A 21,496-nucleotide genomic window follows, 5' to 3' on the forward strand; every position below is an offset into this window, starting at 1 on the left:
CAGGTAAAATAATGACCCACAATAATAAGTGCTGTTCAGAGACTCCGCCAGTGCAACAATGTCGGTCCGTTATGGTCTACAAATCCCGACTCCCCTGCAACACTCCCTCACGGATGAAGCCGGATTGCTTGCTTCGCGGTTTTTAATGCTACCTTTAGGGAGCCTGAAAGATTGTGACAGCCAGAGTGAAAACTTCCTCATCAACAGAAAGGTCATTGTGAGCGCCGAGCAAACCAATACCAGCACATCGCCAATGATCGCCGCCTCCAGCACCCTGGCGCTGGTGCATTATCTCCGGTGCCAGGGTGTTCTGAATCCCGGGGCCGTCGAGCGGATCACCGGCTACTCGGCAGAGGCGCTCTCCGCCCCGGATCTCAGAATTCCCGCCGACCAGCATTACCATCTGTGGGAGTACGCCGAGACGGTCACCGGTGATCCGGCCGTGGGTCTTCATGTTGGTCAAACCGTTGCCCCTGACCGCATGGGTCTGGTGGGCCACGTGTTCTTCAACTGTGACACTCTGGGCGAGGCGGTCACCCAGTACACCAGATTGCATCGACTGATCAACGAGTCAGTCAGGCTGAGTTTCGAGCAGGACGGTGACCTGGCCATTCTGACCTGGCAGGCTGATACCCCGGGGCATTATTGTCGTCAGGACATGGACCGCACCATCGCGTCGGTGCTGAGTCGTACCCGGCACTTTATTCATCCTGACATAACCGCAGCATGGGTCGAAATTGGCCATGCCAGACCTGATTACGCGCAGGAATATCGGGACCTGTTCGGCGGGCCGGTATGGTTCGGATGCGAGCAGACCCGGATTGCCTTTGAGCGCCGTCATTTGAACCATCCCATCCCCCACCGCAACCCCGTGGTGTATTCCTCCGTTCTGAATCAGGTCAATGCTCTGCTGACCCGGCTTCAGAGTCGCCGCACCTTCGGCCGCAAAATCCGCCGCCTGATATCCCGGCAGATGTCCACAGAACGCATCGACGCCGACACTCTGGCAAAACAGTGCCACATGAGCCGCCAGACCCTTTACCGGCGACTGAAAAAAGAAGGTCTGGGTTTTCATGATCTGGTGGAAGAGGTGCGCAAAGACAAGGCAATGCGCTATGTCGCTTCTGACCATTACGCGCTGGGAGAAATCGCGTTTCTGCTCGGGTTCTCGGAACTGAGCGCCTTCAGCAGAGCTTTCAAACGCTGGACCGGAATTGCCCCCGCCCAGTACCGGGCCCGACAGCTGGTCGGATATGCCAGCGCAAAGCAGGACGCGGCACCATGAGCCCGCCGGACCCGTCCTGGATCGTCTATGGGCTCATCGCCCTCTACGCGCTCGCAGCTGCCTGCATTTACCGGATACTGCTCACTTACCGCACGCCACAGGGCGCAATCGCCTGGATACTTGCCCTGATCGGTCTGCCCTACATTGCCGTGCCGTTGTTCCTGCTGTTCGGAAGAAACCGGTTTGGCGGCTATCTGAAGACCAGGCGGCCGGGCATGGCGACCCTCAATAATGCGCTCTGCCAGTTCGAGCAGCAAGGCACCGTCATTGATCAGCCCGGGCAGGCAAAGGACAGCAGCGATCTCCGGGTGCTGTGCCGACTCGGCCGCCAACCCTTTACCCGCGGCAACCTGTGCGATCTGCTGAAAGATGGTGAAGCGACCTTTGAGGCTCTGTTCGAAGCCATGGAAAACGCCCGGCACTATATCCTGCTGGAGTTCTACATCGTGCGTTCGGACAAGGTGGGCGGGCGTATCAAATCGATCCTTGAGCGCAAGCTGGCACAGGGAGTCGAGGTCTGGTTTCTTTACGACGACCTCGGCAGCGTCTGGCTGCCGCGCAAATACCTGAAGGACCTGGCGGCAGCGGGCGCCCACGTTGCCTCTTTCGGTGACGGCAACCTTCGGCGAATGAGGCTACAGGCCAATTTCCGCAACCATCGCAAGCTGCTGGTCTGCGATGGCGAGGTGGGTTTTGTCGGCGGCATCAACCTCGGCGATGAATACCTGGCCACCGCCGGCAGCCGGGAACCCTGGCGCGACACTCACTGCCGGATCCGCGGCCCTGCAGCTCAGGGACTGCAACTGGCCTGGTTGCAGGACTGGAACTGGGCCAGCACCGAGACTCCGGAACTTGACTGGGAGCCACCGGCATCCTCCCACGGCGATGAGGAGGTACTGATTCTGCCCATGGGGCCTGCCGACATCTACGAAACCGGTGCGCTGTTTTTTCTCAACTGCATCAACAACGCCCGCTCGCGAATCTGGATCGCCTCGCCCTACTTTGTGCCGGACTTCCAGATTCTGAATGCCCTGCAACTGGCCGCACTCCGGGGCGTGGATGTTCGCATCATCATCCCCGAAAAGTCCGACAGCCGGATCATCGGGCTGGCGGCATACTCCTATCTGGTTCAGGCCTCGGCTGCGGGGATCTCAATATACCGCTACCAACCCGGCTTCATGCACCAGAAAACGGTGCTGGTGGATAGCCGTTACGCGGCGGTCGGCACCGCCAACCTGGACAATCGCTCAATGCGGCTGAATTTCGAGATCATGGCCATCAATACCTCAATGACGTTTGTGGACCGGATTGCGCAGATGCTGAACAACGACCTGGAGAACTGCCGCCTGATGACCGAAAGCGACTATCGGGACAGGTCCATTCCGTTTCGTCTGACCTGCCGCGCCATTCGCCTGATGGGTCCGCTGCTGTAGTGCCCAGGCGCGCCCGGTCCTGAAATCTGTCAGTCAAACAACTGGGTGAAGGAAAAGCCGACATTGAGATAGGCGCTCCAGTTATCCTTGTTGTTATAGGCCACAGACAGCTGGATCGGGCCAATGATGGTTTCCAGACCGGCAAACAGACTTCCGGAATAAAGCAGATTCTGCCAGCGGGCATCCCCCAGTGACGACCAGGCGTTGCCCGCTTCAGCCCCGACACCGGCAAACCAGGGCGCAAAAGGGCCGCCAAAGGCCTGGCGGGCAAACACACTGACCAGAGCAGCATCCTCACCGGCAACTTCACCCTGGCTGAAGGCCGACAGGCGCTGAAATCCCCCGAGAACCACCGAATTTTCAATACCCGCCACGCCACCGATCACGGCGTTGGCAAAGGCCAGTCCGGTTACGGTGGTTTTATTCCAGGTCTCTGCCCCCACCGCCATCACGCGGATCGAGTCAAAATCCCGGTCCGAACCCAGGTCCGGGCGTTCCAGACGTCCCCGGATTCCCGCAAAAACACCGGCCTCGGGCAGAAACGCATCGTCGAGCGAGTCATGCTCGAAGACCAGGCTCAGATTGCCTCTGTCAATGTACTCCTGGGGCACAATCTGAGCACCCAACTGTTCTTCCACCGTGGCGTATCCCCGCCGGTAGGTCAGGCGCACCTGCTTGTTGATACCCGGCTCGGTGCCTAACGAAAGGTCAATCTCGCTGGTGGACAGATCGATACCCGAGATCCGGACCCCTTCACCATCAAAGGCACTGAACGTTTCCCGCCGATACTCCGCTCCTATCGTCAGAAACCGCTGGTAGCCATAGTCCAGCGGCTGATACCACTCAGTGCGCAGCCAGGGTTTGGTTCCCAGCTGCAGGCCGGTATTCCATTCCGCGCCCAGGGTATTCAGCTCGGTCATGCGCAGCGACACGGCCAGGTTGAAATCGGTCCTGTTCTCGAAGTTGTCCTCATAGTTCAGCCCGAAAGCAAGATAGTTCGGGCCCCAGCTTTTCCGTCGGGCCCGGACCAGCAGCCCGGCACCATCTTCAGGAAGCGGTTCCAGAGAGTAGGACACGGTTTCGTAGTATCCCAGACCATAGATGCGCTTCAGATCCTGCTCAAGCCCGGCGCTGTCCAGCGGCTCGCCCAACTGCTGTCCGATCCGGGAGCGAATGAAATCAGAGGCCAGAGCATTGTCCGCAGCTACCCGAATGCGGCTGATAACAGAAGGCCCCGCCGAACGTTGTTCGAGCCTCTGGCGGTAGGCTTTCCAGTCGTCTTCGCTGACCGCAAGATCTTTGAGCCTGACCGCATGCCGGCGGGTTTCAGTAGCGCCCAGCTCAAAAAAGGGCGCGGCCTGATAGAAATCAGCCGACGACAGCTCGCCCAGATCCGGACGGATCAGCAGGTCCCGATCCCCCAGCAGATCCAGTTGGCGTTCGGTATTGCGGCGGGTAAGCAGTGTTGTGAGCTGTCCGATAACCGTGAGTGCATCCCGAATGTCTTCCTTGTCCATCAGGGGCTCGGTGATGTCCACCGCTATCACTATGTCGGCACCCATCTGCCGGGCTACAGACACTGGCAGATTGTTGGCAATACCGCCATCAATCAACAGCTTCCCGTCTTTGGACACGGGTGCATAAACACCGGGGACGCTCATGCTGGCGCGAATGGCCTCAGACAGATGGCCATGGCCGATGACCACAGTGTTGCCGGTTTCCAGATCGGTGGCCACTGCTCGAAAGGGAATCGGAAGCTGATCGAAGTCCTCCACCAGCGCCGCATCGCGGGTCAGTTCATTGAGGATAAACCCGAGGTTCTGGCCGGCGACAATGCCGCCACCCATCAGCAGACCCTGGGCACTGATACCGATACCGGGGGTGGCCGGAAAGCGCCAGTCCTCCTGCTTGCGGCGCACCGGTTTGTAAACCCGACCGGGGTCATCCCGAAAACTGGACAACCAGTCCAGATTGATAAAGCGGTTTTCGATGGACTCAACGCTCATGCCTGAAGCATAAAGCGCACCCACCGCCGAACCGGCACTGGTGCCGACGATAATATCCACCGGCACCCTGATCTCTTCCAGCACTCGCAGCACACCGACATGGGCAAGCCCTTTGGCACCGCCACCACTGAGGACCAGCGCCACCCGGGGTCGTTCCGCCGCTACTGCCAGCCCGGTTACCAGTATTGTCAGCAAGGCAAGAATCCGGAAACGGCGCATCAGCATCCTTATCTGCCGGCGTTCAGTCTTTATGGTCTGACTGGTCCTGTTCCACCAGTGACAGCCCGGAAGTATCCGGCTGGACAGGAGTCGGCGTATTGCGGGGTTCCACAAGTTCAGTGCCCGGCGGGGCGAGGGTCCATTCGTCCAGATGCTCGAACATGGGAGTTTTGACTTCTTTGTGTTGTTCGAGGGTGATGCCCACCGGGTCCAGCGTCAGGTCGGATCCGGCAAGAATGCTGTCCACCCTTTCCCCGGCCAGATTCGGCCTGTCGCCTGGTTCAACTTTTACCGAACCGCCGGATTCCGGAGCTGAAGGCGGCTTTGACACCGGAGGTCTGTTCTGGGGCTCAGGCTCTGTTTTCGGTTCAACAGTCCCTTCCATGAGTTCCACGTAGGCGACCATGCCATGCTTGTGCAGCACACCACGGTATTTTTCCGCCTGAGCCTGTTCCAGCCGGTTGCGGATCACCACGGGCTGACCACTGAACATTCTGGTAACCTGCTCGGCGCTGGCCTTGAACAGGGTTCTGGCGCTGTTTCGGGCCGTTTCCGGATCAGTACCGGGAGTGCACTCGCCTTTAAAAACCAACTGGAACATGATCCTGCCTCCGACCTTGCCTTGATAGTCCCATCATAGTTGAATCGAAGGGCCTGCGGGAACCTTGTCAAATCACGGGGAACACGGAGCAAAATGTTAAAATTTGAAAAACATGGCGATTTTTTGAACAGATTTGCTGGTAGTCCGGGTTAATCATTAGTAACCTTTGCTTACACGGTGTTACCAGAATCATTTATCTGACTGAAACTCGGTCGCTCACCACGGGCATGACAGCCATGAAACCTATTCGCCTGATCATCGCTTCTGCGCTTTTACTGCTGGTCAGCACCGGGACGGCCACTGCCAGCAATCTCGACCTGCTGCTGAGCGGACTGTTCCCGGCCCACCAGGCAACCTACATCGGTTACGAAAGTGTCGAGCGCGAGGCGATCCCGGTATCGTCCGCGATTGAGCGCAAATACCTGATCGTTGATTTCCGCCTGAACGACGAGCCGGACACCGAACAAATGCAGGCCAGCGTCCACAAGGTCTGTATGGCCATGCTGAAAAACCGGGACCTGATCCGCGATCTGACAGAACAGGGCTATGACATGGTGTCAGTGGCCTTCGACCGCCGGTCCCAGTTCGACTGCCTGTAAACCACCTTACTCTGACCTGCCCAGCAAGCGGGGAAATGCCGCCAGCGAACTGTTCACCGCGTCCAGCTTGAACGCTTCCACGTCCGCCAGCAGGTCCTCCCCATAACGGGTAACCGACGGTGAACGAAGACGCCGCCCCCATTCGGTCACCCGACGGGCGAAATCCTTCATCTGTTCCGGGTCACCGCTGTCCCGGACTGACTGCCATTCGTCGCCAAAATCCTTGTCCAGTTGTTCCCGCAGCCAGCTCCGCTCATGCATGCTCAGGGTCTGAGCCAGTAAACGGTCGGACTCCCGGGGCTGGCCGTCGTCTTCGGCCTTGTCACTGGTCACTTCCACGTCCGGCAGGCGGACGGTGAAACTGGAACCGACACCCGGTTCGCTTTCGACCTCAAGCTCGCCCCCCATCATTTCCACCAGCTTGCGGCTGATTGCCAGGCCCAGGCCGGTGCCACCATAGCGGCGATTGCTCTGGCCGTCCTGCTGCTCGAAGGCGTCGAATATCTGGTCCTGCTGATCTTCAGGAATGCCAATGCCGGTGTCATGTACGATCACCACAAGTTGTGACCGGAACCCTCGCGCCCCGGCGTCGCCAGTATCATTGCCTGACCCCGTACCAGCGCCTGGCAGAGGGGTCGCCGTTGCCCGCACCGTCACACCACCCTCGTGGGTGAATTTGATGGCATTGCCCACCAGATTGAACAGCACCTGACGCAGACGGGTTTCATCCAGCCTCATGGCAGCAGGCATTCGCGAATCCACACTGACTTCCAGGGATATACCCTGCTCCGTCGCCCGCAGATCGAAGATATGCCGCACATCGCTGAGCAGCCGGCGCATGGACACTGCGGAATAGTCCAGGCGCATCTTGCCGGCTTCGATCCGGGACAGGTCCAGAATGTCATTAATCAGCATCAGCAGGCTGCGGCTGCCGGCGCGAATGGCGTTCAGGTAGTTGCGCTGCTGCGGATCCCTGACGCTATTGCTCAGCAGATCACTGTAACCGATCACCGCATTCATGGGGGTGCGGATCTCATGGGACATGTTGGCAAGAAACTCGCTTTTGGCACGACTGGCAGCTTCCGCCTGCCGGGCCAGCCGTTCTGCATCCTGTTTGGCGGAGCGCAGTTCATCTTCGCTGCGGCGCAGTGCCGTCTCCGACCGGATGCGCTCATCCACTTCCCGGGACAGCTTGCGGTTCCAGTACAGAAAAATCAGCACAACCAGTAACGCAATCAGCAGTATGCGCCTGACCACGGTATAGTCGGTCTCCTGTTCTATATCGAGGTGGATCCAGCGATTGTAGATGGCCTCGGTCTCATTGGAGTCCAGACTGCTCAGGGCTTTATTGAGGATGCCCAGTAACTCCGGCTGATCCTTTCTGACCGCGAAACGCAGTTCATACTGGTAAGGGGTGATACTGGTAATGCGAAGATTTGACAGGCCCAGGCGGGCGACGGTGTAACTGACCGCCGGGATATGGGTGACCATGACATCAAGGTCGCCATTCGACAGCGCCAGAAGGCCCTGCTCTACGGAGCTGACCGGATAGAGGTCAAGATCCGGATGGTTGATCAACAGGTAATCATGACCCGCCTGGCGTTTTACTACGCCCACCCTTTCGTCCCGCAATTGCCGCAATTCACCGATAAATCGCCCGTCGTCACGAATGACCAGTGCCACAGGCACGGTCAGGTAGGCGCGGCTGAAGAGGAAGTCTTGTTCCAGTCGCGGCGTCCGGGTGACCGCTGGCAGTATATCCACCGCTCCCTCACTGAGCTGGTTTTCCGGCACCTGGCCGGTTTCCAGCAGCCGGTGACTGAAACGGTAGGACAACTGCTCTTCCAGGCGGGCAACCAGGTCCGGTACCAATCCTTTGGGCTCGCTATCCTCGGAAAACTCGAACGGTGGCCAGTCCGGACGGAGAGCCATCTGCAGATTGGGATTGCGACTGAGAAACTCCGCTTCCTGCTCCGACAGCCGGAGGCTGCTGTCCTCCGTCTCCGGCAAGCTGGACTGGAGCCAGAGCTGGCGCAGAGCCTGATGCTCGCTGCGGGTAATGGCCAGAACGGCCTGATTCAAAACCCGGAACAAGCTTTCCTCATCGGGTGCCACTTCAAGGACCACATCCACTGAATACTGGTCCATCAGACGCGCCAACCGTATCCCGCTTACCATCGCAGAACGCAGATAATCAGATACCACGGAAACCGGCCCGAGGAAGGCATCGGCCTGTCCCGACAGCACCATGCTGACCGCTTCCCCCAGGGTATCAACCGGCACCGGCGTGAAGCTCTGCACCGCGTCCAGCAGTCTGTTCTGATTGACATCCCGGGCCACCACCGCGACCCGGGTACTTTCAAGATCCGCCAGCTCAAGTATTCCGGTATCACCGGAGGCAACAAACAGGCCATAGGTAAGTGACATCAACGATGCGGAAACCAGTGGCTCCCCGTCCTTTGAACTGCGGGAAAGACGGGTACTCAGCCTGGCATCAATCACCCCCTCCGCCAGCCACTGGTCCAGTTGGGCTTCATCGCCGGTAACAACTTCAATAGCCACACCAAGTTTGGTGGAAACGGTGTTCAGGTAATCGATAAAAACGCCGGCCAACTCGCCTTCACCGGTATCGAAGGCTAGCGGAACCTGATCACTGGGCACACCCACCTGAAGCGGTTTGCGGGCCTCAAGCCAGCGAAGGTCATCACTGGCAAGCACCGGGGCCGGCGGGGGCTGGGGTGGCTCTGCCTTTGCCGGGGCGGTGGCCACCAGGCACGCGAGACACAACAGAAAACGCAACGCCGCCTTCACTGGATATCCTCATGAGTTAGACTAGAGTTCGTGATATCGCTTGAAAAACAATACCGACAAAATTCACTGATTGCATTCAAGGAGTAGCCTGACTGTTATGGATACCGAAAAGCACACAATGACAGCACTGTTTGAACAGCTCGGCCTGCCAGCGGATGACGCCAGCATTGACAGTTTCATCGCAAAACATTCACCACTGCCAGCGGAAGTGGCGCTGCAGGATGCCCCTTTCTGGGGAGAAAGCCAGTCCACTTTCCTGGAAGAGGGCCTGGAGGAAGACTCTGACTGGGCCGAGATAATCGACGAACTGGACGCCCGGATGCGCCACTAACCCTGATGATCGCTGGCACAGATCTGGTCGCGGCCCGAATTTTTCGCCTGGTATAGGGCCCTGTCTGCCCGGTCGAACACCGAGTCGCTCTGATCATCCGGCTCGAATCCGGCAACACCCGCTGAAAAAGTGACGAAGACCGGCTCGCCGCGAAAATGAAACGGCAGTTTCCTGATGTGACTCCGCAGATCATCCAGTACTTCTTTTGCAACTTCTGGCGAAGTCTCGGGCAACAGTACCACAAACTCCTCGCCACCAAACCGGGCGATGAAATCGGTCTGGCGCAGCCGGTCCTGCAATGCCTTCGCCACCAGTTGCAGAACCCGGTCACCGGCTTTGTGGCCGTAGGAATCGTTAAACCGCTTGAAAAAATCGATATCCAGCAGCGCAAGGCTCAATGGATTGCCATAACGGTGCCAGCGCTGCAGCTCCAGGTCCAGCCGCTCCCGCAAGGCTTCCCGGTTCGGTAGCTGGGTAAGTACATCGGTCGTGGCGCGGCTACGCTGCTCGCGGAGTTCGGCTTTTACCAGCTCTTCCTGCGCCTCCATGGCCGCCATTTTGTGCTGCATGGTTTCCAGCTGCTCGGACAGGAATTTTTCCCGTTCCGACTCCTTCGCTCTGAACCGGGCCACGGCCTCGCGGAGAGATTTGAGATGCCCGGAGACAGAGGCCTTGAGCCCCTGAAAATCCTCACTGTCATCAACCCTTTGCCCGAAGGCTTCCAGCTCCCGCTGAATTTCAAGCTCCAGCTCCGCGGAGGCACCAAGACGCCCTGCCTGGGCGTGTTCCTGTTCAGCGAAATATTTCCTGAGGGTATCCAGACGTTCATCCAGCTTGCGCAGGAAAGCCTCGAATTCGCGCTGGCTGCGGCTGACAGCGGCAATCACCAGGTCAGCAACGCCGCTCAGACCTTCTTTCAGCTCATCCCAGTCGTCACTGGCCAGCAGGGTTTTCTGAAGCCGCCGCGCCCTGGCCTCGGACTCCGGTTCCAGCGACACCTGTTCCAGCACCTGCTCCAGCAACTGACTCACCCGGCGGGCGATTCTAAGCCGCTGATCGACTTCTTCCCCGCCCGGGGTTTCCAGTTCCACCGGCAGATCGCCGCCAGTGTCATCCGGTGCGGGAGGCACTGAGTCATCCTGAGGCCCATCATCAGCAGGCTTGCCAAAAAGTTTGCCGAACAATCCCGTTTGTGAAGGCTGGCGGGCTCCCGGGCCAGAGCCCCCTTCAAGACCTGCATGCAGGATACTGGCAAACTCGACCAGCCATTCAGTGCATAGCTGCCGCAGGGAATCAGTCTTCCTGAGCCGTTTTTTCAGATCACGCAACCGGTGTTTGAAAGGTTGAAACGCCTCGTAATCATGGAGCTCTGCCAGCAACTTCCCAAGCGTGTCCCGGAGTTGACTGTCAGATTCTGACTTGAGATCGTCCAGTGTCGATACCTTGCCACCAATACTATCCTGCAGATCCTCCCATACCCGGGCATCAAAGCGGCCCTTGCGGATTTCCTCCCGCACCCTCACCAGCAGCTTATCCAGGTCAGGGCTCTGTCCCTCTGCGGCCAGGCTTGTGCGCACCAGCATACGCTGGAGCAGATTTTTCTCTGCTTCCCAGTGCATCTCCTGCATTTCGGAGGTTTCAAGTTCCTTCAAGTATTTGTCCTTCCAGGACGGCTCCGGCGACATCTGGTTCTCCTGATGTTACAAGTCCACTGAGGTGGATTTGTCCCCTGACTTACACTCCCGGCGGGCACGGGGATGGCTCTGGTCGTAAACTCTGGCCAGATGTTGAAAATCAAGATGAGTATAGACCTGGGTGGTGCTGATGTCCGCATGACCGAGCAATTCCTGCACCGCCCGCAGATCACCGCTGGACTCCAGCATGTGGCTGGCAAAAGAGTGACGCAAAAGATGTGGGTAAAATTTCTGGTCGGCGCCGTTCTTCACTCCCCAGCGGCGAAGGCGGGACTGGATGCTGCGGTTACTGAGGCGCTCGCCCCGGCGGCTGACGTAAAGCGCCGGTTCATTCTCATCCGCCAGCGCAGAGCGGACATCCAGCCATCGGCTCAGTGCGCCCAGAGCCCGTCGCCCCACCGGCAGAATCCGCTCCTTGCCGCCCTTGCCCAGTACCCGGACTTCTCCGCCCCGGCAATCAATCGATTCCAGATTCAGAGCAGCCAGTTCCGCCAGCCGCAGCCCCGAGGAATACATCAGTTCGAACATGCTCAGGTCCCGCGTTTCCAGGGGGTCCTCGGGATTTGCATCAAGCAGATGGCTAAGCTGATCAACGTCGGCGACGCGCGGCAGGCGGCGGCCGGCTTTTGGCGCCCGCACGTCCAGCCCCGGATTGTCATTGGCGAGGTGTTCCCGCAACAGATAATCATAGAACCGCCGGATCGCTGACAGATGACGGGCAATGCTGCGACCGCCAAGGCCGGAGCGGCTGAGCACGGCCACATAGCGGCGCAGGTCGTGGGAGCCCAGTTCCCGCCAGGAGCTGCGGGCCTGGGGCCCGGCCACCCAGGCGCCGAAACGCCGGAGATCGTCTTCGTAATTGCTGCAGGTATGAGGGGAGTGGCGTTTTTCAGCGGCAAGGTAGCGAATAAAGCTCTGGAGCGGCTGTTCAAGCGCGGTAGCCAGACCCTTTGCATGGCCGGGCTGTGGCTTACCAGACTCAGTGCCGGGCTCCGTCATGGTCAGCGGGATTCCGCAACCGGACCGTCAACGGATCCCGTAACCGTATGGCGCTGAAGGATCGGCGGCAGCAAACGGCTGAGTGTGTCGCTGATGTAGCCGAGGAACAGTGAGCCCATGCTCTGATCAAAATAACCGGCTTCACAACTGCCGACCGCAAACACCCCAACCAGCTCGTCACCCGCCTCTGTCACCCCGGAGGCTCGTAACGGCATCAGTGCCACGGAGGCAATAGGTTCGCTCCGGTCGGGAAACAGGAAGCTGCGTTCACTTTCACGGAACTGGCCACAGACCGCGCGGTCGCCGTCAAGCAGACCGCCCAGGCGCTCTCTGGCCTGATCCGGCGAAACCACGTGAAGCGCACCATGGTCACTGCCGGGCAATGGCTTGTCAGTAAACAGAATGACCGAAGCGGCATCCAGACCAAAATCTCCGCGGATGCTGTCATCCACGGCTGCCGCCATATCGTTGAGGTTGCGGGCCTCTATCACCTGCATCAACAGGCGCTTGCTCTTTTCGAACAGGCGATCGTTGTGGCGGGCAATGGATACCAGTTCTACCAGTTCCTGGCGCAGGGTATCGCGCTGCTCACGGAACAGGTGAACCTGGCGCTCTACCAGCGAGATAGCTCTGCCACTGTCGTGGGGCAGGGTGAGGCTGCGCAGCAGCTCATCCTGATCAACGAAGAAATCAGGGTTGTCGCGAAGGTAATCGGCAACCATTTCCCTGCTGAGTTCACCGGCCTTCTGGCGGGCCGCTTGATCTGTCATGCTTGTCTCCTGACGGTCAGGCTGATGATCAGTGCCTTGAGCTGGCCGGGTGGTGGCCGCGTTGTTGCCTGCCCGGTGCAGGCCTGTTATCACCCTGAGCGCTATTTCTGCGGCGCCCTGGCGCTGAATCCACGGGTAGCCTAAGCTGGCCCTCAAACACGCTGTTGGCGAACCCTTCCATCATAACAGGCGTGCCCTCGCCCCGCCATTCGATGACCAGATGACCGCCCCGCAGCTCGACATCCACCCGGGCATCAAGCAGCCCCCGCAGGTGCCCGGCAACCACGGCGGCACAGGCTCCGCTGCCACAGGCCAGGGTTTCACCGGCCCCGCGCTCGAATACCCGCAGCCGCACATGACCACGATCCAGAATCTGCAGAAATCCGATGTTTGCCCGTGCCGGAAACCGCGGATGATTTTCCAGCTTTGGTCCCAACTCGGTCACCGGCGCCGTATCGACGTCATCCACCAGCAGAACGCCGTGGGGGTTGCCCATGGATATCGCACTTAGCTCAGCGGTTTCAGAGCCCACTGCCACAGTGTAGACCTCCTGACGCCGGTCTGCGGCAAAAGGAATCGCTGGCGGATTCAGCTCGGGAACGCCCATATCAACGGTAATCAGGCCGCCTTTCCCGACCCGTAGTTCAATCACGCCCTTGGCGGTCTGTACGCGGATGACTTTCTTGTTGGTCAGGCGCTGGTCACGGACAAAACGGGCAAAGCAACGAGCGCCATTACCGCATTGCTCCACCTCGGAGCCATCGCTGTTGAAAATGCGATAGCGGAAATCCACGTCCGGCAGCCCGGGCGGCTCCACAACAAGCAGTTGGTCAAAGCCGATGCCAAAATTGCGGTTTGCCAGTTCACGGATCACGTCGGCAGACAGCCGGAAGGGCTGACTGATGGCGTCAACCACCATGAAATCATTGCCCAGCCCGTGCATCTTGGTGAAGTTCAGCAGGGAGCCACGTCTTACCTGATTCATATCCGGCTCTCCACTCAATGGGGCAGGCAGCTTTCAGGTTCAAGCTGCTCCTCGATAGTTTCACGCCGGCGCACCAGGTGCACCTGACTGCCGTCCACCATCAGTTCCGGCGGGCGGTTACGGGTGTTGTAGTTGGAGCTCATCACGAAACCATAGGCGCCTGCAGAGCGAACAGCCAACAGGTCACCGGCCCGCAATCGCAAGGGCCGATCCTTGCCCAGAAAATCACCGGTTTCACAGACCGGTCCCACCAGGTCCCACGATTTCTCGTCGACGTCATTACGTGGATGGACAGGAATGATGGACTGCCAGGCACCGTAAAGCGCCGGGCGGATCAGGTCGTTCATGGCCGCGTCGATAATGGCAAAGTTCCGGTGTTCCGTGCATTTAAGGAACTCCACCCGGGTCAGCAGGATGCCGGCATTGGCGGCAATGGAGCGCCCGGGTTCCATAATCAGCTCCAGGTTACGCTGGCCCAGGCGCTCAGACAGCACCCTCACGTAATCGGACGGCTGCGGCGGATATTCCTGATCATAGGTAACGCCAAGACCGCCGCCCATGTCCAGATGGCGGATCATGATCTGCTTTTCCGCCAGCGCATCAATCAGCACCAGTACCCGGTCAAGGGCATCCAGAAACGGGGCCACGGTGGTGAGCTGGGAACCGATGTGGCAATCCACACCCTGAATATCCAGATTCGGCAATGTCGCTGCACGCTGATATACGGCGGGCGCTTCCGCGATATCGATGCCGAACTTGTTGTCCTTGAGACCGGTGGAAATATAGGGATGAGTGCCCGCATCCACGTCCGGATTCACCCGCAGTGAGACCGGCGCTTTGACACCCAGCTCGCCGGCCACCTCATTCAGGCGATCCAGCTCGGTATCGGATTCCACATTGAAACAGCGAACCCCCGCTGTCAGCGCCCGCTGCAACTCCCAGCGCTGCTTGCCGACACCGGAGAACACCACCTTTGCGGGGTCACCGCCGGCCCGGATAACCCGCTCGAGTTCACCGGCGGAAACAATATCGAAACCGGCACCGAGGCGCGCCAGCACGTTAAGCACGGCCAGATTACTGTTGGCCTTCACCGCATAGCACACCAGATGTGGCCGTCCTGCCAGGGCGTCATCATAGGCCCGGTAGTGGCGCTCCAGTGTGGCCCGGGAATAGACGTAGGCGGGCGTTCCGAACCGGTCTGCGATATCAGCGACGGGCAGATCTTCGGCATGGAGTTCGCCATCGCGGTAGTTGAAATAATCCATCGATCTCTCTGGTTGCTTGCGCTCGCTGTCTGTTAACGCTCGTCGTCAGGCTTTGATGTCTGAGCGGCGCTGACAGCCTCTGTTTCGGTATTGCTCTGAGCGGGGGCGTCCCGGTAAAGCGAACCTTTCTGACCACAACCAGCGGCAAGGCCGGCCAGAACCAGAAGCAACACTAAAATCCGTTCCGGTTTCATGTCTGCAGCCCCTCGTGAGTCTCTTCGCGGGCAGTATACCTGAACGGGGCCCTGTCCGACGAGATGCCTGTGTTCGGTCTGGCTGATTCATTAACCTGCGGCAGGACGGGAAACCCGGGAGTCTCTGACGGTTCAGTCCGCCAGGAAACGGTTCAGGGATTCTTCCAGCGCGATCCGGTAATACAGGTACTGAATGGTCTGGATATCCTGCTGGTAAATCTGCGGATCCAGGTCATGAGGCAGGTGAACGTCGGTAAGATAAACCGGATAGACAGCCTGCCCCCGGCGCAGGGAACGAATGTAATGGGCCACCGCCGGAATCAGCTGGTCGCCGTATTCCTGGACAGTGAATTCCCGGTCGGCACAGAAAATATCAAACCGCACCCGCACGTCACCCTCCTTGACGCCCACGGCCTGGACCTCGAGTCCCGGCAGGGTTATCCCCTGGCGATCGGTATCAGGCCGGCGCTCCACTTGCCACTCACCATCCATCAAAGTTAATTCATAACATTTTATGCCGGTGGGCCAGGCCAGATTATCAAGCTGTCTCAGCTGTTTGCGTTCCAGCAGGTTTTCCAGGAAGCGCAGCAGCGGTACCAGCAGGTTACGCCGGGAGCTGTAGCTTTGCTGCCATGCCAGCACGCCCCCCAGCTCGTCCACCACCCAGAGCTGTGCAACGTCGCCGGCGACACCGTAAAACACCTGCACACTGCCGGGCTCGGAAGCATGACACACCACCTTGAGCCGCGGATTATCGGCCATGGCATACTGATCGAACACCACCGGCAGATAGCTTTCCTGGGGCCGGGCAAGACACTCAAGAAGGGCTGTATGACTCTCCAGAGCAATGAATCCGGGCTCCGTGCCATTAAAACTGAGCACAAAATAGCGCCGGTCCATCTCGATGATGTACCGCAAAGGATGGGGACCGTCACCGCCGACAAAGAACGAACGCATCACCTCACTGAACAGCTCCTGCACCCTCCGGGCAATCGCAACTCCGTGGCCGGCGCTATGGCATTGCACCCTGATCTCCGGCAACTGATCGGGGGCAGCGGCTGCAGATGCCAGAATATTCTTCAGACACTGGATCAGCGTGTCACCGGCGGCGTAATGCTGCAGGCTGACTTCATGCCAGCTGTTGTAGGTGACCTGATCAATCGTCATCACCAGGTTCTCACGGCCACCGCTGAACCCCAGGGAGTCGTGCCGGGCACTGAGCTTGTGCAGTCCCCGCTCGGTCAGGTGAGATTGTGGGTCCACCCCGACATTGACAAACAGGAGGTGGCGTAAAGGCCGTGCACCCCGGGACAGAGCGTCGCTGGATACCGGGTCCACCGGCATTGGCAAGGATCCCGCCAGCGCAGTGAGCATGTCCTGAAGCTCTGCCATCGAGGCGTTGCTGGGACCCCCACGGACATTCAGGCGGGTACTGCGCGTCAACAACCCGTTGCAGAAGCACCACACCATCAATTCGGTGAGGCTCCCGGACCGGCGGATCACCGGCTGCCACAAAGCATCCGAGGGTTCCTCGAGATCCCGGTACAGCATCCAGCCCTGTAACGCGGAATTGTCCCCCTGTTCTGCCTGGTGGTGGAACGACAGATTCTCTTCGGCCAGAGAGGGTGCCAGCCCGGGGTTGATCAGTTCAATCTTGCCTGCCTTGCGCTGAAATGCGGCATAGAGTTTTCGCCCCAACAGATTCATGTCCCTGTGGCTGATTGCCGCCGTGGTGCCCTGCTCACGTGCCAGTCGGGACAGCAGCCGGTAGCTGTGAGTCAGCTCGGCCACCACCTGCCGGCGCAGGATCATCACATCCTCTGCACGCCATCGGGCGCGATTGTCCAGGTTGCTCAGCTCGGACTTCGACCACTGCCATCGTGTCACCAGGGAATCCAGCAGCTTTGCCCGCCAGCCCGCGCCGGCCGGATTAATCCGGGTCAGTGGCAGGCCGGACTTCAGGTACAGGCTCTGGCGAACCAGATTCAACCGGTCACCGGCGTCATTGTCAGTAAGCCACTGCTCCAGCCTTTCATACAACAGCAGATAAGGATCCAGCCGGTCAGCATCGGTGATGCCGGCAAAAACCGCCTGCTTGAATACTTTTGACAGCAACGGGCGATCCTCTGCCAGCGCATAGCATTCGATCAGCAGCAGCTTGAGGATCGTTTTCCAGGGTGCGTCGATGCCCTTGTAGAGCTGCCAGACACCGGCGCCGAGAAACTCTTCCCGGGGTATCGAGGGCACCGCTCCGAAATCAATATACTCTTCGGAGCGGACAAACCGGCATTCAATGAGTTGCCGGGTGCGATCGGCGTAACGATGTTCATCCTCCGGCGGTACCAGCCACCATAGCGGATAACGACCTCCCAGGTAGATGCCGGTGCGGTAAAATTCATCCAGCAGCAGATAGTGCTGGGCACTGCCGCAATTTTCCCCGGTAACTTCCGCTCGTTGACGCCTCTCGCGAAAGTCATCCGCGGAAAACACGAAGACATGGAGCTCGACCCCGAGGCTATGGGCCCACTCTCCCAGCCGGTTTGCCTTGCGCTCCAGACAGGCAATGCCGTGATCGCCCAGATCCGGGCGATGACACAGCCAGATATCCAGGTCGGCGGCAACCGAATGACCAAGAGTGCCCGGGCTGCCCATCAGAAACAGACCGTCCAGATCTGGCTGGCGACGGCCTTCATCCTTCAGGGAGAACGTTCTCGCCAACCGGCGCGCCGCATTCAGAACATCATCGGCAGGCCGATACTGACTGAGCCCGTAAGGACACTGAGCATCGGTATAGCCTGGCAGTGACGGGTGATTGAGATGAAACACCAGCGGCAGGATTTCCAGTACCACCTGCTGCCGGTAGGTCAGGGAAGAGCGCGCGCGCTCCCAGCGCTGACGATTGATAACCAGAAACCGGCCCCGCAACCTGCGAAGCGTCTTGCGATCGATGCCGTCATCAAAATTCAGGTCTATCGGCAGATTCTGGGCGGTCACTTTGGCTCCGGGTGCGCTAGCGTGTCTTGCGGGCGCGGGCAACAGCGGCGAGAACCTGCTCCGGCGCCGTGCCACCGAGGTGATTGCGCGCCTGAACCGAGCCGTCAAGCGTCAACACATCGAAAACATCCTCACCGATCACATTGGAGAACCCTGCCAGCTCTTCAGTGGTCATATCCGACAGATCCCGATTCTCGGCCACGCCAAATGCCACCGCTTTACCGACGATTTCGTGCGCATCCCGGAAGGCCACGCCTTTTTTCACCAGATAATCCGCCAGATCCGTGGCCGTCGAGAAGCCACGCTTCGCGGCTACTCGCATGTTGTCGGCCTTGGCTTCAATGGCCGGAATCATATCGGCATAGGCTTTCAGACAGCCCTTGACCGTATCGACGGTGTCGAACAGCGGCTCCTTGTCTTCCTGATTGTCCTTGTTGTAGGCCAGTGGCTGGCTTTTCATCAGGGTCAGCAGGCTGATCAGGTGCCCGTTCACCCGGCCGGTCTTGCCGCGCACCAGTTCCGGCACATCCGGATTTTTCTTCTGCGGCATGATCGATGAGCCGGTGCAGAAACGGTCCGGCAGATCGATGAAATCGAACTGCGCCGAGGTCCAGAGCACCAGTTCCTCACTGAAGCGGGAAAGGTGGGTCATCAACAGGGCCGCGAAACTGCAGAATTCGATGGCGAAATCACGGTCGCTGACCGAGTCCAGTGAATTATCGCTGGGCCGGTCGAAGCCAAGCAGCCTTGCAGTGATGGTGCGATCAATCGGATAGGTAGTTCCGGCCAGCGCCGCCGCACCCAGCGGCATCACGTTGACCCGCCGGCGACAATCCTGGAGCCGGTCAGCGTCCCGGACCAGCATCTCGTACCACGCCAGCAGGTGATGCCCGAAGGTCACCGGCTGGGCAGTCTGCAGATGGGTAAAACCGGGCATGATGGTAGCCGCTTCCCGCTCTGCCAGATCCAGCAGGCCACTCTGTAAACGCTTCAGTTCCGCGGCAATAGCGTCGATCTCGTCGCGCAGATACAGGCGGATATCGGTGGCCACCTGGTCATTCCGACTGCGGCCGGTGTGAAGCTTCTTGCCAGTGATACCGATGCGCTCTGTCAGGCTCGCTTCGATGTTCATATGGACATCCTCGAGGCTGACGGACCATTCGAAGCGCCCGGCCTCGATGTCCGCTTTCACTCCCTCAAGACCCTCGATAATGCTGTCCCGTTCATCGGCGGTCAGCACTGCCACCTCCGCCAGCATGGTAGCGTGGGCGATGGAGCCGGTAATGTCGTGATGGTAAAGCCGCTTGTCGAAGCCCACAGAGGCGGTAAAGCGCTCGACAAAGGCATCAGTGGGTTCGGTGAAGCGGCCGCCCCACGGTTTTTCGGCGCTCTTGTTCTGTTCCGTCATGCTATCTTTCCTGCTGACAGCCCGGCATCATTCTGCGGGTGTGATAAATGAAACAAGGCGGGATTATAGCATTGCGCGGGGATGATTTTTACATACCGGACCTGTGCCGGGTGCGGGCAGTATTCATGCTGGTGGTTACCGGCGAGCTGCTGGCACTGGTACTGGCAGTGGTGCAGGCGGACGAACGCTGGATCGACTGGAACTATTTCGGACTGCTCTCTCTGTTTGTGCAATGGACCCTGCTGACCAGCGCTGCCGCCATCTGCCTGCTGAGACGCTGGCTTGGCCGCCGGAGTGTGGCAATGGCCACGATCATCGTAGTTGCCATTGTGATGCTGGACGTATTGGCGTTCAGTCTGTTCGCCGACAGCGTTATCAAACCGTCTCAGGCCGAGCCGCCATGGCAGGGGGTGGCCAAGAACCTGCTGCTGGCGCTGCTGATCACCCTTATGGTTCTGCGCTATTTCTACCTGCAGTTCCAGTGGCAGCAACAGCAGGAAGCCGAGATGCAGGCACGACTCACGGCCCTTCAGGCGCGGATTCACCCGCATTTCCTGTTCAACAGCATGAACACCATCGCCAGCCTGATCAGCGTTAACCCGGAACGGGCCGAAGACGCCGTGCTGGATCTGTCCGAACTCTTCCGTGCCAGCCTGAGGGCCGAGGACCGGTTGATCCCGCTGTCATCGGAACTGGACCTCTGCCGCCGCTATCTGGCCATAGAACAGTTACGACTGGGGGAGCGCCTGGCTCTTGACTGGCAGATCGGTGAGAGGCTGGAACAGCAGGCGATTCCCCCACTGACGCTGCAGCCGCTTATCGAAAATGCCATCTATCATGGCATCCAGCCGCGGCCGGAGGGAGGCACTGTGCGAATTGAAGCCTATCGCAAAGGCTCATCCGTTTACCTGATGGTTCAGAACCCCCGCCCTGCCATAGACCAGCGCACCCACGCCGGCAACCGTATGGCACTGGCCAATATCCAGTCGCGACTGCAGGCACTGTTCGGCGAACCGGCCGTGCTCAAGCACAGCCAGCAGAATGAAATCTATACTGTCACCATGCGCCTGCCCTGGCAGAAGGTGGGCGAGCGCCGAAACCCCGCCAGGAGGTAGACCTGCTTATGCCGGAGACAGACAACCTGAGCGTATTGATTGCCGACGACGAGCCGCTGGCACGGGAGCGAATAGGACGCCTGATAGAGGCGCTGCCCGGCTACCATGTCTGCGGCGAGGCGGCGGACGGCCATGAAGTCCTCACCCGGATCGCGGAACTGGGCCCGGACCTGCTGCTGCTGGATATCCGCATGCCGGGCATGGACGGTATGGAAGCCGCCGAACGCATTGCCCGCCTGGACGCGCCGCCCGCGCTCATTTTCTGCACCGCCTATGATCATTACGCCATGCAGGCATTCGACGTCCACGCCATCGCTTACCTGCTCAAGCCGGTTCGCCGCGAGGCCCTGGCTGATGCGCTGAACCGGGCAGGCCGGATCAACCGGGTGCAATTGCAGAATCTGGGCGAAAGAGATAAATCCGGTGACGAACAGCTTGCCGTCCGCACCCATCGCGGTACCGAACTGATCGACCTCAATGCCATCATCCACTGCCAGGCTGACCACAAATACGTCACTCTCCATCACACCGGTGGCGAGACCGTAACCGATTACACCCTGAAAGAACTGGAACACGCCTATCCCCGGCATTTTCTGAGGATTCATCGTCAGAGCCTGGTCGGCACGCGCTTCATACGCGGGCTGATCCGTCACCGCGATGGCCAGCATGCGGTCGGATTGACCAGCGACCTGGGGCAATTGCCGGTCAGCCGCAGACACACTCCCCAGGTGCGCCAGTGGCTGGAAGAGCACGCCGCCGGGCCCTGACACCATCGATTTCCGGCTCC

17 protein-coding genes are annotated in these 21,496 nt (G+C 59.4%); 6 read left to right on the forward strand and 11 right to left on the reverse strand.

All coding sequences use genetic code 11. The features are described 5' to 3' along the window. Positions 1 to 253 precede the first annotated feature (253 nt). Entirely contained in the window at positions 254 to 1,285 is a 1,032-nt protein-coding gene (locus tag VJ956_RS01805) for an AraC family transcriptional regulator (RefSeq protein WP_414674359.1), read from the forward strand. Further along, complete coding sequence (gene cls, locus VJ956_RS01810) at positions 1,282 to 2,718, forward strand: cardiolipin synthase (RefSeq protein ID WP_324080996.1); 1,437 nt, start codon at positions 1,282 to 1,284, stop codon at positions 2,716 to 2,718. Before VJ956_RS01805 ends, cls begins: the two co-directional genes overlap by 4 nt. A 29-nt stretch (positions 2,719 to 2,747) precedes the next feature. Here cls and VJ956_RS01815 read toward each other — a convergent pair whose 3' ends face one another. Together VJ956_RS01815 and VJ956_RS01820 are read right to left on the reverse strand one after the other, a co-directional pair. Beyond that, positions 2,748 to 4,943 carry a patatin-like phospholipase family protein gene (locus VJ956_RS01815; RefSeq protein ID WP_324080998.1) on the reverse strand — a complete coding sequence of 732 codons (2,196 nt, stop codon included), beginning with the start codon at positions 4,941 to 4,943 and terminating at the stop codon, positions 2,748 to 2,750. A 22-nt stretch (positions 4,944 to 4,965) separates the two neighbouring features. Continuing rightward, the gene (locus tag VJ956_RS01820; RefSeq protein WP_324081000.1) at positions 4,966 to 5,544 is read right to left on the reverse strand and encodes a hypothetical protein; all 579 of its coding nucleotides are present in this window, start codon (positions 5,542 to 5,544) and stop codon (positions 4,966 to 4,968) included. 236 nt (positions 5,545 to 5,780) lie between these two features. Here VJ956_RS01820 and VJ956_RS01825 point away from each other — a divergent pair, with 236 nt between their 5' ends. Then, entirely contained in the window at positions 5,781 to 6,143 is a 363-nt protein-coding gene (locus tag VJ956_RS01825) for a hypothetical protein (protein ID WP_324081002.1), read from the forward strand. Between the two features lie 6 nt (positions 6,144 to 6,149). Here VJ956_RS01825 and VJ956_RS01830 read toward each other — a convergent pair whose 3' ends face one another. Next, on the reverse strand, positions 6,150 to 8,954 hold the full coding sequence (locus VJ956_RS01830; RefSeq protein WP_324081003.1) for an ATP-binding protein: 2,805 nt from the start codon (positions 8,952 to 8,954) through the stop codon (positions 6,150 to 6,152). A gap of 97 nt (positions 8,955 to 9,051) precedes the next feature. Between VJ956_RS01830 and VJ956_RS01835 the strand changes: the two genes are divergently transcribed. Then, positions 9,052 to 9,285: a DUF2789 domain-containing protein gene (locus tag VJ956_RS01835; protein WP_324081005.1), complete on the forward strand. Its 234-nt coding sequence runs from the start codon at positions 9,052 to 9,054 to the stop codon at positions 9,283 to 9,285. Here VJ956_RS01835 and VJ956_RS01840 read toward each other — a convergent pair. From VJ956_RS01840 to argH, 8 genes are all read right to left on the reverse strand, one after another. Further along, positions 9,282 to 10,970: a diguanylate cyclase domain-containing protein gene (locus VJ956_RS01840; RefSeq protein WP_324081007.1), complete on the reverse strand. Its 1,689-nt coding sequence runs from the start codon at positions 10,968 to 10,970 to the stop codon at positions 9,282 to 9,284. The two genes, VJ956_RS01835 and VJ956_RS01840, sit on opposite strands and share 4 nt — an antisense overlap. Before the next feature lie 15 nt (positions 10,971 to 10,985). Next, positions 10,986 to 11,978: a tyrosine recombinase XerC gene (gene xerC, locus VJ956_RS01845; RefSeq protein ID WP_324081009.1), complete on the reverse strand. Its 993-nt coding sequence runs from the start codon at positions 11,976 to 11,978 to the stop codon at positions 10,986 to 10,988. A gap of 2 nt (positions 11,979 to 11,980) precedes the next feature. Then, entirely contained in the window at positions 11,981 to 12,748 is a 768-nt protein-coding gene (locus VJ956_RS01850) for a DUF484 family protein (RefSeq protein WP_324081011.1), read from the reverse strand. 28 nt (positions 12,749 to 12,776) lie between these two features. Next, positions 12,777 to 13,733 carry a diaminopimelate epimerase gene (gene dapF / locus VJ956_RS01855; RefSeq protein WP_324081013.1) on the reverse strand — a complete coding sequence of 319 codons (957 nt, stop codon included), beginning with the start codon at positions 13,731 to 13,733 and terminating at the stop codon, positions 12,777 to 12,779. A gap of 14 nt (positions 13,734 to 13,747) precedes the next feature. After that, complete coding sequence (gene lysA, locus VJ956_RS01860) at positions 13,748 to 14,998, reverse strand: diaminopimelate decarboxylase (RefSeq protein WP_324081015.1); 1,251 nt, start codon at positions 14,996 to 14,998, stop codon at positions 13,748 to 13,750. Positions 14,999 to 15,030: 32 nt separating this feature from the next. Then, entirely contained in the window at positions 15,031 to 15,192 is a 162-nt protein-coding gene (lptM, locus tag VJ956_RS01865; protein WP_324081017.1) for an LPS translocon maturation chaperone LptM, read from the reverse strand. Positions 15,193 to 15,324: 132 nt separating this feature from the next. Beyond that, positions 15,325 to 18,186, reverse strand: coding sequence for a class I adenylate cyclase (locus VJ956_RS01870; protein ID WP_324081019.1), 2,862 nt, complete (start codon positions 18,184 to 18,186; stop codon positions 15,325 to 15,327). A gap of 16 nt (positions 18,187 to 18,202) precedes the next feature. Beyond that, positions 18,203 to 19,594, reverse strand: a complete 1,392-nt coding sequence (gene argH / locus VJ956_RS01875) for an argininosuccinate lyase (protein ID WP_324081021.1) — start codon at positions 19,592 to 19,594, stop codon at positions 18,203 to 18,205. 47 nt (positions 19,595 to 19,641) lie between these two features. On the opposite strand from argH, the gene VJ956_RS01880 reads away from it, so the two are divergent. Then, positions 19,642 to 20,709: a sensor histidine kinase gene (locus VJ956_RS01880; protein ID WP_324081023.1), complete on the forward strand. Its 1,068-nt coding sequence runs from the start codon at positions 19,642 to 19,644 to the stop codon at positions 20,707 to 20,709. Positions 20,710 to 20,717: 8 nt separating this feature from the next. After that, positions 20,718 to 21,476 (forward strand): LytTR family DNA-binding domain-containing protein, encoded by a 759-nt coding sequence (locus tag VJ956_RS01885; RefSeq protein ID WP_324081025.1) that lies wholly within the window; start codon positions 20,718 to 20,720, stop codon positions 21,474 to 21,476. The last annotated feature ends 20 nt before the right edge of the window (positions 21,477 to 21,496 follow it).

Source organism: Marinobacter sp., from assembly GCF_035268745.1.
Classification (GTDB): Bacteria; Pseudomonadota; Gammaproteobacteria; order Pseudomonadales; family Oleiphilaceae; genus Marinobacter.

Bases quoted from the DNA above. Each gene is read 5' to 3' on its own strand.
- VJ956_RS01805 (WP_414674359.1), top strand. From the start codon at position 254: ATGATCGCCGCCTCCAGCACCCTGGCGCTGGTGCATTATCTCCGGTGC.
- cls (WP_324080996.1), top strand. From the start codon at position 1,282: ATGAGCCCGCCGGACCCGTCCTGGATCGTCTATGGGCTCATCGCCCTC.
- VJ956_RS01815 (WP_324080998.1), bottom strand. From the start codon at position 4,943: ATGCGCCGTTTCCGGATTCTTGCCTTGCTGACAATACTGGTAACCGGG.
- VJ956_RS01820 (WP_324081000.1), bottom strand. From the start codon at position 5,544: ATGTTCCAGTTGGTTTTTAAAGGCGAGTGCACTCCCGGTACTGATCCG.
- VJ956_RS01825 (WP_324081002.1), top strand. From the start codon at position 5,781: ATGAAACCTATTCGCCTGATCATCGCTTCTGCGCTTTTACTGCTGGTC.
- VJ956_RS01835 (WP_324081005.1), top strand. From the start codon at position 9,052: ATGGATACCGAAAAGCACACAATGACAGCACTGTTTGAACAGCTCGGC.
- VJ956_RS01840 (WP_324081007.1), bottom strand. From the start codon at position 10,970: ATGTCGCCGGAGCCGTCCTGGAAGGACAAATACTTGAAGGAACTTGAA.
- xerC (WP_324081009.1), bottom strand. From the start codon at position 11,978: ATGACGGAGCCCGGCACTGAGTCTGGTAAGCCACAGCCCGGCCATGCA.
- VJ956_RS01850 (WP_324081011.1), bottom strand. From the start codon at position 12,748: ATGACAGATCAAGCGGCCCGCCAGAAGGCCGGTGAACTCAGCAGGGAA.
- dapF (WP_324081013.1), bottom strand. From the start codon at position 13,733: ATGAATCAGGTAAGACGTGGCTCCCTGCTGAACTTCACCAAGATGCAC.
- lysA (WP_324081015.1), bottom strand. From the start codon at position 14,998: ATGGATTATTTCAACTACCGCGATGGCGAACTCCATGCCGAAGATCTG.
- lptM (WP_324081017.1), bottom strand. From the start codon at position 15,192: ATGAAACCGGAACGGATTTTAGTGTTGCTTCTGGTTCTGGCCGGCCTT.
- argH (WP_324081021.1), bottom strand. From the start codon at position 19,594: ATGACGGAACAGAACAAGAGCGCCGAAAAACCGTGGGGCGGCCGCTTC.
- VJ956_RS01880 (WP_324081023.1), top strand. From the start codon at position 19,642: ATGAAACAAGGCGGGATTATAGCATTGCGCGGGGATGATTTTTACATA.
- VJ956_RS01885 (WP_324081025.1), top strand. From the start codon at position 20,718: ATGCCGGAGACAGACAACCTGAGCGTATTGATTGCCGACGACGAGCCG.